We start from the raw sequence: 2,345 nt of genomic DNA on the forward strand, positions 1-2,345 counted from the left end.
GACGGTGTAGGTCAGCTGGCCGCCTTCGGCCACGCTGCTGCTGTCCACTTCGATCTGGGCGTAAACGGTGTCGTCTTCAGACGGCTCGATCTCATTGGTAATGCTTGCCGTGCCGCTGGCTTCACTCCCATTGGCCGCCGCATTCAGGCTGTATGTTTCTGATTTTTCGGCCAAGTAGTCGTCGATGGTCTCAACCAGCACCTGGAAGCTGGTCGCCCCCGCCGGCAACTGCACAGAAAACTTGCCGTCCTGGGCAACTGCAACGGTTTGCTCCGCACCGTTAATCACGACTCGTACCGACCCGGTATCCTGCCCGACCGTAGCCGTGCCGCTGGACAGTTGCAGGTTCACCGTAGTGGCAACATTGCCGGCACTCAAGGTCACGACAAAGCTGTTGCTGCCGCCCTCGGCGACATCATCTCCCTCGACAGCCAGCACCTGTGCCAATACCGTTGCCTCGGCTAGCGACGTTGAGTCAGCCATCGAAGCCTGCTCGGTGACTTGCGCCGTGTCGGCCGTGCCGGCATCCAGTGACAGCGGATCAATCACCTCTGCCACCCGGGCAATGCGGGTGAAGCTGCTGCCGCCATCCTGGCCACCTTCCGAGACCAGACCGGCCGCGGCGGCCTCCAGACCCTGCAACGGATCCTGGCCATTTTCCAGCGCGGCCAGCACTTGCTGGGCATCCTGGTTCAGTGGTGCAATGGCCGCATCGCTGGCATCGGCAACGGCGCTGCCGAAAACATCGTCGGTAATGGTGAGATCTCGGGCTTCCGCAATTCTGATGGTGTTGCCATTGGCGGCTTGCAATTCGATTACGGCATCGGCAGGAACGATCAGGCGCTCGCCAACCGCGACGATATCGCCAGCCTTCAGGATGCGCTGTGAACCATCTACTGCCACGGCAATGACTTTACCGGTAATTGCGACAACTTTGCCTTGTGCGACCGCCATGTGACTCTCCCACTACTCGTATGATGAACCACGAGCTTACCGGCGGGCCTGTTATGACGATATTGTACCGAAGGGCAGTGCTTCACTCCGTTGCCAAGTGATGTACGCCCCAATGCCGCACACCGGCTGATTGATCACACCGGAAGCCATCGCGGCCAAACAAAAAGGCCGACAACTGTCGGCCTTTCGTTCCCCTTTTCCCCTTGCCTCAATCCGTTTTCAGGTTGGCGTTGTTTTTCAGCATGTCGATGATTTGCTGATCGGTCGCTCCCGCCCCGGCCAGGGAGTCCAGTGCTACCCCGGTCAGCAAAATCTGCTGGTCGGTGGCCGTGCCATAGTTGCTGCCGTCGAACTCTCCGCTGTAACTGATCTGGATCAGCGTATTGCTACCGGACGCGGTGAAGTGCAGGTAGCTCTGGAGATTGCTGCTGTCTTCTCCTTGCAGCAAGTCGCGCAGATCAAGGGAATCACCTTCGCTGGTTTTAAAATCGTTGACGCTGATGATATCGGTAGCCGCACCGCCCCCCAGCCCCTGATCGCCAAGACTCCACTTGAAGATATCGCTGCCGGCGCCACCAATCAGCGTGTCATTGCCGAAACCGCCATACAGCACATCATTGCCGGCACCACCGTCCAGGATGTCATTACCCAACCCACCCATCAGCACGTCGTCGCCAGCACCGCCAGACAGGGTATCGTTACCGGCACGGCCGTCGATGAAGTCACTGCCGTCCCCGCCAGCAAGGACATCGTTGCCGACCGTGCCGTAGATCATGTCATTGCCGCCCTGTGCATCCAGCGTCTGCCCGGCGACGGTTATCGGACCGCTGACCGCAAACTCGCCGCCATTGGTGTCATCGCTCAACCAGTCGCGATCGTCACCATCGCCAGCCGTAGCGCTGTCAAAGTTGGTCGCATAGTTGTCCGGGTAGTTGTTATGCGGTTTCACATACTCGTCCGAATTGATGATGTGTACATTGGTACTACTAGAGAGGCCATCACCAAGCAACTGGATATCGAACTGTCCGCTACTGCTGCTCTGGCTCATCACCACATCGGCATCACCCGCGGTCAGGTAGAAGCGGAACAGGGTGTCGCCATTGGCGGAGTACAGCTTTTCCCAGTAGCCGGTGGTACCGGTCGGCAAGGACGATGCCAGCAGAGTGAGCCCGACTGCACTGATATCGTCGACCCAGATATCCCAGTGGATGGTGCGACCGGCAAACAAGGTAATGTCGCCATCCTTGGCTTTAATATCGAACGACTGGTGCCGGGAGCTGTAGTTCATTAACCAGGCACCGTCATCACCGTAGAACACCGGTGGCGGGTAGTCGTCGTCGATGATGGTGGCGGTGGCGCTGTCCTGGTAAGTGCTGCCGTTGCTGCTCAGC

The 2,345-nt window shown here is 58.8% G+C and carries 2 protein-coding genes; both read right to left on the minus strand.

Going from position 1 to position 2,345, the window contains the following annotated elements:
* The coding region (locus IE100_RS16290) for a retention module-containing protein (protein WP_189375658.1) at positions 1-954 on the minus strand (954 nt) is incomplete at its 3' end.
* 208 nt (positions 955-1,162) lie between these two features.
* Positions 1,163-2,345: type I secretion C-terminal target domain-containing protein (locus IE100_RS16295; protein ID WP_189375660.1), on the minus strand; the 1,183-nt coding region annotated here is incomplete at its 5' end.

Source organism: Vogesella alkaliphila (assembly GCF_014652475.1).
GTDB lineage: Bacteria > Pseudomonadota > Gammaproteobacteria > Burkholderiales > Chromobacteriaceae > Vogesella > Vogesella alkaliphila.